Raw genomic sequence first — 6,681 nt, 5'->3', positions numbered from 1 at the left:
AACTCGGTGGCAACGACGCGGCGATTGTGCTGCCCGATGTCGACGTGGAGACCGTCGCCGAGGCCGTCTTCAACACCGCGTTCCTGATGAGCGGTCAGGTGTGCGCGGCGATCAAACGCCTTTATGTCCATGCGTCGATCTATCACGACATGATCGATGCACTCGTTCGACGTGCTGACGCCGCGGTGCCGGCGCCCGAGACGTCGGGGGGAACGTTCGGCCCGCTGACCACCCGGCCGCAGTACGACCGCATCCGAATGTTGTTGGCCGATGCGCTGTCTCAAGGAGCGCGCGCGGCCACCAGCGGGGCGCAGCCGGCGTCGCGGGGCTACTTCATCGCGCCCACCATCCTCACTGACGTCAGGGCGGGCATGAAGGTGGTCGATGAGGAGCAGTTCGGACCCGTGTTGCCGGTCATGAGTTTTCGTGACGTCGATGAGGCGATCGAGGCCGCCAACGCCACCGAATACGGTCTGTGCGGATCGATCTGGACCGCCGATATCGAAACCGGCGCCGCGTTGGCCGCACGGCTGGACTGCGGGACAGCGTGGGTCAATAGTCACGCTGAGGTGGCTCCGCACGTGCCGTTCGGTGGTACCAAGTCCTCGGGCATCGGCCGCAACTGTGGCACACCGGGCATCGACGGGTACGCCGAGCTGCAAACCAGGTACGTCTACAAGTCTGCCGATCGTGTCAACGCACACTGAGTACGGCGGGAGCGGAGCAGCGGTGGCCAGGGATCTGACCGGAGATGTCGCGGTCATCACGGGTGGCGGCAGCCCGGTGGGCATCGGTGCAGCGACCGGGCGGCTCCTCGCCCAGCACGGCTGCCGAGTGGTGCTTTCCGATGTCAACCCGGTGACGTTGACGACAACGGTTGCCTCGCAGCGTGTTGCCGGCCTCGACGTGACCGGAATCGTCGCCGACGTCTCCGAACTGACGTCGATGCAGGCGCTGGCCGATCAGGTGTTCACCGAATACGGACACGTCGATATCGCGTTCCTCAACGCGGGAATCGGTTATGCCGGAAGTTATTTCGAGAACGACATCGATGGCTGGCGTCAGGTTTACGGTGTCAACTTCTTCGGGGTGCTGCACGGCATCAAGGCGTTCGTGCCCAGGATGGTCGCCCAAGGCACCCCCGGCGATGTGCTGGGAACCACCTCAGGCTCGGGGGCTGTGGGTGTGATGTACCAGACGCCCGCCTACTCGTCGAGCAAGGCCGCTGTCCTCACGCTGATGGAGGGTCTGTACGCGACACTGCGCGATCAGAATTCGGTGATCCGCGCTCACGCTGTCTTTCCGCCGCTGACGAAGACGAATCTGGGTGGGGACCCAAGCGTCATGACGATGGTGCAGCAAGGCCTCGAATCGGCCGGTGTCGCAGCGGTTCTCGCTGAGCCGGAGGAAGTGGCGGTCACCGTGCTGGAATCCATCCAGAGCGGGAACTTCTGGGCCCATCACGACCACGAGGCCGACTCGCGGCTGTCCAACGGCCGGTTCGAGGCCGATATCGACTGGCAGGACGAGATCGTGCGCACGCGCGCAGCGGCGATTATCGATCGCACACCACCCGACCCCTACTTGTGGGGGCTGGCGCAGATCAGGGGCGCGCAGTAGCGCCGGGCGTCACCCCTGCCAGGGCTTGGCCTTCACCAGCCCACCGGCGTCGATGCGTAGCTGCGTGCCTGTGATGAACCGCGAGTCATCGCTGGCCAGGAACAGGACCGCGTTGGACACGTCCTGCGGCTCGATGTAGGGAACCGGGATCGCCTGCATCGCCGGAAACGCCAGCTCGGCGTCCTCGCGGGTAGGCGCGTCCAGGTCTGGCCGGAACACGCTGTACATGCCCTTGCTGTGCAGCATGTCGGTGTTGACGTTGGTCGGATGCACTGCGTTGACCCGGATCTTGCGTTCGGCCAGTTGCAGCGACAGGTCGTTGACGTAGTGGGCCACCGTCTGCTTGGCGAACGTGTAAGCGCACCCGCCCGGCCCCTGGTTGTCCGTGTTTCCCAGCTGGGCGGCCAGCGACCCGGTGGCGATGATCGAGCCGCCGTCGCTGATGTGTGGCAGGCTGGCCTGAATCACATTGAAGACCCCGACCAGATCGGTGTCGACCGTGTCAGACCACGACTGGATCGTCTGTCCCTTTCCCAACGGGCAGATCCCGGCGTTGGCCACCACGACGTCGAGGCGTCCGAGTTCGGCGACACCGTCGGCGACCGCCTTCCACACCGCGGTGCGGTCGCGCACGTCGACGACGATCGTGTCGACGCGGACCCCTTCCTTCTCGATCAGTCGCGCCGTCTCATCGAGATCCTCGCGGCGCGAGAGTGGATAGGTGTTGCCCTCGATGTCCGCGCAGATGTCCAGGGCGATGATGCTGGCGCCCTCCGCGGCCAGTGTCACCGCGTGCGATCGACCCTGGCCGCGCGCGGCGCCCGACACCACCGCGACCTTGTTGTCCAACTTGTCCACTTGTTGAGTCCTCTCCGTTCCGGTGGCCCGCTTACCGTCCTGGGCCCCCGCTCGATCCACAACCACTCGACGGTGCCCACTCGACGTTAGCGAACATGGACGCTCGATATAATATGGGATATACAATTTTTCTCGTTTGCGGCTCAAGGCGGCGATAGAGTGGGGACCTGCGGCGCGGCATATGGCCGGGGGATGGGGCCCGACGATTCAACCGCCGATCTTGCCCTGCATAAGGGCTTTTCAGGGAAAGAACGCAAATGCCGCTGGCACCCGCAGTCGGGGTAAGTGCCGCGTGCCGATCTCGACCGCAGCGCAATCGGCGGCGGGCCCTTGCGGGAGATATAGCATATACTATATCTTGACGTCGGTCGCCTTCGCCGAATACGACCCACACACCGGGCAGTACGCGACACCGGATGGACACGTGTTCCGCCAGAGCGGCCTCGTCTCCCCCGATGCCGCCAGAACATGGAAAGACCATCTCCCCCAGTGAATTCGGACGACACACAGGATTGGCGCCACATCGCGACAGCCGCCGCGGCGGTGACGCCTGCGCCATCGGAATCAACCGCGCAGGACAGAAACGGTCTCGTACGACTCCGCACCAAAAAAGCCGGCCATACACTGGCCCCGGCCGAGCCGATTCAGCCGGACTGGGTGTACAAGCTCGGGCGCCGCGACCTGCGCGCGCGGGGCGACGACTGCAGGTTCCGGCTGACTGTGGTGGCACCGACGGTGGCCGATGTGGTGTCCTGTGTCGGCGGCTGGTTGGTCGACCGCGCCATGCTGGGTTGGGACATCACCGTTCTGATCGCCCAACCGCAGCAGGACCTGCGGCCGCTGAGCATCCTTGGTGTCAGATCGTTTGCATTTGACGCGGTGCTGAAAGCGCGGATGCGGCTGCCGATACGTGACGGCATGTCGGTGGCTGCGGATCTGTACTTTGGCGACGCACGGGTACGGCGCTACGTGGTACGACGGGTGCATCAACGGCAAAGCGAGTTCACATTGTGGGGCCAGGACCGGCTGGTGAATTCAGATGATGACCAGACCACAACGACGAGCGCCGTCATGATCGAGCACCGGCTCAGCGGGGCGGCGCGCACGTTCAAGGCGCACGCGCTGCGCGCCGCGCTCGGGTCGTGGCCGGCAGGGGTGGTGGGAGCGACCGAGACCTTTTGTGACGGTTGGCCGCGAAATGGACTGCACCAGAGGTCGTTGCGCGTCGTGCGGAACGCTATTGCCAGCACAGCTCACCCTTCGTCCCCACCCTGAGTCCAACCGCGGATCCGGCGCATAGCGGCGACTATACGAGCCGTACACTAAAATGGCTTCGGTCCCATATATCGAGCAAAGGTTCTCAGCGTGAAGGTGGAAGCGGTCGCCGACAAGCAGCTCGCTGGGCGGCGCGCACGCGTTCAGTCTGCGCAGCAACCCAAGGCGGACGGGGAAAGCACGCCCCAACGCGTCATCGACGCGGCGATCGACTGCATTCTGGCCAAGGGCTACTACCGTGCCAGCTCCAATGAAATTGCTCGATGGGCCGGCCTCACATGGGGAGTGATCCAATACCATTTCGGAACGCGTGAGCGCCTGATGCTCGACGCATTTCGCGATCAAGTGCAGAAGCTCATTGACCACGCCGAGAATTTCATCTTCACCGGCGACACGACCCGCGAGCAGCTCTGGTCGGTTTTCCAATACCTCAATGACTTCTTCGGCCGCCGGGAATACCTCGCATCGCTGGAGATCAACCTCAATCTGGTGCGCACGCCGTCGACTGAAGAAGAGATTCGCGCCGAGGTTCAGCGCCTGCATGACGCGATGACGCAGGTCGGGGCTCGCTACCCTGCCCACGTCGTGAGCAATGAGATGGTTGTTGAAGTGGTGCGCAGTGTGATCGTGACGCACCGGTTGCGCGCGGATTCCTCGCTCACCGCGTTCGTGGACGACGAAAAGGCCTATCGCGAACGAGTCGAAATGCTCATCGGTGCGCTTGCCGAAGACCTCGAGAAGGCGTGAGGGCGATCACTTAGCGCAGGTAGATGTTGTATTGTGGGGCACCGGTATTCGGGGCATTCTGCGCTCGTGTGGGCGGCCTGGGGTCGGTGCGGCTGGCCGGTGATCGTTCATGTTGAACCGTCGGCGGGCCGGTTGGACTCGGTACGCCGATAGCCCCTGGTGGTCGACAGATAGCTGATCTTCTTGTCTGCTGCTGCGAGATGTTGCTCGGGCGCGATGGGTATCGACGAGATGACCCTGCCAAGATGTGCATCGAGATCGTCGTGCGCGGTGTGCCACAGCTGGAGCCCAGCGATCACCATGCGCGGCAGCATAATCCGCTTGCGCGCCGCAACCGAGATCAGGTCGATGATCGCCCTGTCTGTGTCACCGCTGCCCAGCGCCACATAGACCCGGTGTCGTTCCAGGGTCAGGGGGTATTCGTGGACGCTATCGGCCAGCTTCCAGGCCAGCTCGACGGCACCCATGTAAGCCGCCATGCCACTAGTAGGACCTGGGTAGCGACAAACTGTGTTGCGCCACGTAGTTGAGGATCATCTCCCGGCTGACAGGAGCGATGCGCAGAAGCCGGTCCACTATGTCTTCAGCATTTCTGGGATATCGGTGTGCAGCGCTCGGACGTACTCGCCGAGCCCCTTGGCTTGCGGGTCGGTCCTGGTGCACGACGCCACACCCTCGCCGAGGAACCCGACAATGACGAAGTTCAGCGCCTTGAGGTTGGGAAATTCGTAGCGGCGCACCGGTAGTCCGGCGGCTTCGGGTACCAGCTGCGTGAAGCGTTCGATAGTCAGATGCGACCGTAGCCAGCCCCACCGCTCGTCGGTGTCCGTCCACAAACCGACGTTGGCGTTGCCGCCCTTGTCACCGGACCGCGCGGCAATCACACTGCCCAACGGACTGCGGCTGGTCGGCCCGAAATCGGCGATGACGGATTGCGCAGGCCCGGCCTGCCCGGCGAGTGGCTGTGCGACTTCGGTGCTGTGCGGGATGGTTTCGGCGGTGCCATCGGCGTGCACGACGGTGTGGGTGACCGCGTCCGCGGGCACGACGGTGGGCCAGTAGACGCCGAACTCGCTTGCCGACGTCGGCGGAGTGGTGGTGTGAAAGCCCGGGTACCCGGCGACGGCCAGTTCGATGACGGAATTGGAGAACGCGCGGTCCACCTTCGCTTTGTCGCGGTCCTTGACGGTCACCCGAAGGTGCGCAGTGGCGTCGACCAGCGAGGCCGGATCGGGTTTGTCGTAGCGCAGCAGCTGCAGGTCGACGGCGTCGAAGCTGTCTTGGCCGCCAAGGATGGCGAACAGTTCCTCGACCGCCCAGGCGGCCTTGTCCTCGATGTTCAGCCCGGTCAGCACCATGGTCATGGTGTTGCGGTAGCCGCCGAGGTAGTTCATCGCCACCTTGAGCGTGGCCGGCGGCGGGCTGCCGGTGGCGCCGCTGATCCGGACCCGGTCCGTTCCGTCCTGCTCGACGGCCAGGGTGTCGAAGTGGGCGACGACATCGGGGTTGACATAAGCGGGTGCATCGACCTCGTACAGGAGTTGGGCGATCACCGTTCCCGGCGACACCAGTCCCCCGGTGTCATCTGGTTTGGTGATGACGAAGCTGCCGTCGTAGGCGAGTTCGGCGATCGGCGAGCCGGGGTAACGCCGGTCGGCGATCTCGGCCACCTGCGAGTAGTTGCCGCCGGTGGCCTGCGGGCCGCATTCGATGATGTGCCCGGCGGCCACCGCACCGGCCAGCGCGTCGTAGTCGGTGCGCGACCAGTCGTGCCACCAGGCGCCGGCGCCCACGACCAGCGCGGCGTCGGTGACCCGGCCGGTGATGACGATGTCGGCGCCGCCGGCCAGCGCGCTCGCGATGCCCCAGCCGCCCAGATACGCGTTGGCCGACACCGGATCAGCGCCGGCAGTGCAAAGGTCGGCACCGCTGTCGAGGTGGGTGAACGGCGTTCCGGCGGCGCGCAGCGCGGCAAGTTGTGGCATCAGGTCGTCGCCGAAGACGTACGCGACGCTTAATGACACACCGGCGTCGGCGATGACGGCGCGCACCGCCTCTGCCATTCCCGCCGGGTTGAGCCCGCCGGCATTGGTGATCACTTTGACCCCACGTGCCGCGCACTCGTTGACGACCTGTTTGAATTGGGTGAGAAAGGTTCGGGCGTAACCGCTTTCGGGATCC

8 protein-coding genes and 1 pseudogene are annotated in these 6,681 nt (G+C 64.7%); 5 read left to right on the top strand and 4 right to left on the bottom strand.

The genetic code is table 11. The features are described from left to right. Both WAN71_RS11110 and WAN71_RS11105 read left to right on the top strand, forming a co-directional pair. On the top strand, nt 1-707 hold a 707-nt coding region (locus WAN71_RS11110), incomplete at its 5' end, for an aldehyde dehydrogenase family protein (protein ID WP_422225377.1). Beyond that, a complete protein-coding gene (locus WAN71_RS11105) occupies nt 691-1,620 on the top strand; it encodes an SDR family NAD(P)-dependent oxidoreductase (RefSeq protein WP_422225376.1) in 930 nt (309 codons plus the stop codon). The genes WAN71_RS11110 and WAN71_RS11105, both read left to right, overlap by 17 nt. Before the next feature lie 9 nt (nt 1,621-1,629). Here WAN71_RS11105 and WAN71_RS11100 read toward each other — a convergent pair whose 3' ends face one another. After that, nucleotides 1,630-2,478, bottom strand: a complete 849-nt coding sequence (locus WAN71_RS11100) for a mycofactocin-coupled SDR family oxidoreductase (RefSeq protein ID WP_422225375.1) — start codon at nt 2,476-2,478, stop codon at nt 1,630-1,632. Nucleotides 2,479-2,836: 358 nt separating this feature from the next. Between WAN71_RS11100 and WAN71_RS11095 the strand changes: the two genes are divergently transcribed. The 3 genes from WAN71_RS11095 to WAN71_RS11085 all read left to right on the top strand — a co-directional run bounded on the left by WAN71_RS11095 (nt 2,837) and on the right by WAN71_RS11085 (nt 4,500). Beyond that, nucleotides 2,837-2,971 carry a hypothetical protein gene (locus WAN71_RS11095; RefSeq protein WP_422225374.1) on the top strand — a complete coding sequence of 45 codons (135 nt, stop codon included), beginning with the start codon at nt 2,837-2,839 and terminating at the stop codon, nt 2,969-2,971. Next, complete coding sequence (locus tag WAN71_RS11090) at nt 2,968-3,753, top strand: hypothetical protein (protein WP_422225373.1); 786 nt, start codon at nt 2,968-2,970, stop codon at nt 3,751-3,753. The genes WAN71_RS11095 and WAN71_RS11090 overlap by 4 nt, the downstream gene beginning before the upstream one ends. Before the next feature lie 90 nt (nt 3,754-3,843). After that, the gene (locus WAN71_RS11085) at nt 3,844-4,500 is read left to right on the top strand and encodes a TetR/AcrR family transcriptional regulator (RefSeq protein WP_422225372.1); all 657 of its coding nucleotides are present in this window, start codon (nt 3,844-3,846) and stop codon (nt 4,498-4,500) included. A gap of 107 nt (nt 4,501-4,607) precedes the next feature. On the opposite strand, the gene WAN71_RS11080 is transcribed toward WAN71_RS11085, so the two are convergent. The 3 genes and pseudogenes from WAN71_RS11080 to WAN71_RS11070 all read right to left on the bottom strand — a co-directional run. Beyond that, entirely contained in the window at nt 4,608-4,979 is a 372-nt protein-coding gene (locus tag WAN71_RS11080; protein ID WP_422225371.1) for a hypothetical protein, read from the bottom strand. A gap of 4 nt (nt 4,980-4,983) precedes the next feature. Then, nucleotides 4,984-5,070, bottom strand: a pseudogene (locus WAN71_RS11075) (hypothetical protein); the annotation flags it as partial. A 5-nt stretch (nt 5,071-5,075) separates the two neighbouring features. Beyond that, nucleotides 5,076-6,681: acyclic terpene utilization AtuA family protein (locus WAN71_RS11070; protein ID WP_422225370.1), on the bottom strand; the 1,606-nt coding region annotated here is incomplete at its 5' end.

It is taken from the genome of Mycobacterium sp., from assembly GCF_049280035.1.
Classification (GTDB): Bacteria; Actinomycetota; Actinomycetes; order Mycobacteriales; family Mycobacteriaceae; genus Mycobacterium.
Note: the sequence above shows the minus strand (reverse complement) of the source record. Positions and strands in the feature narration are given on the sequence as shown.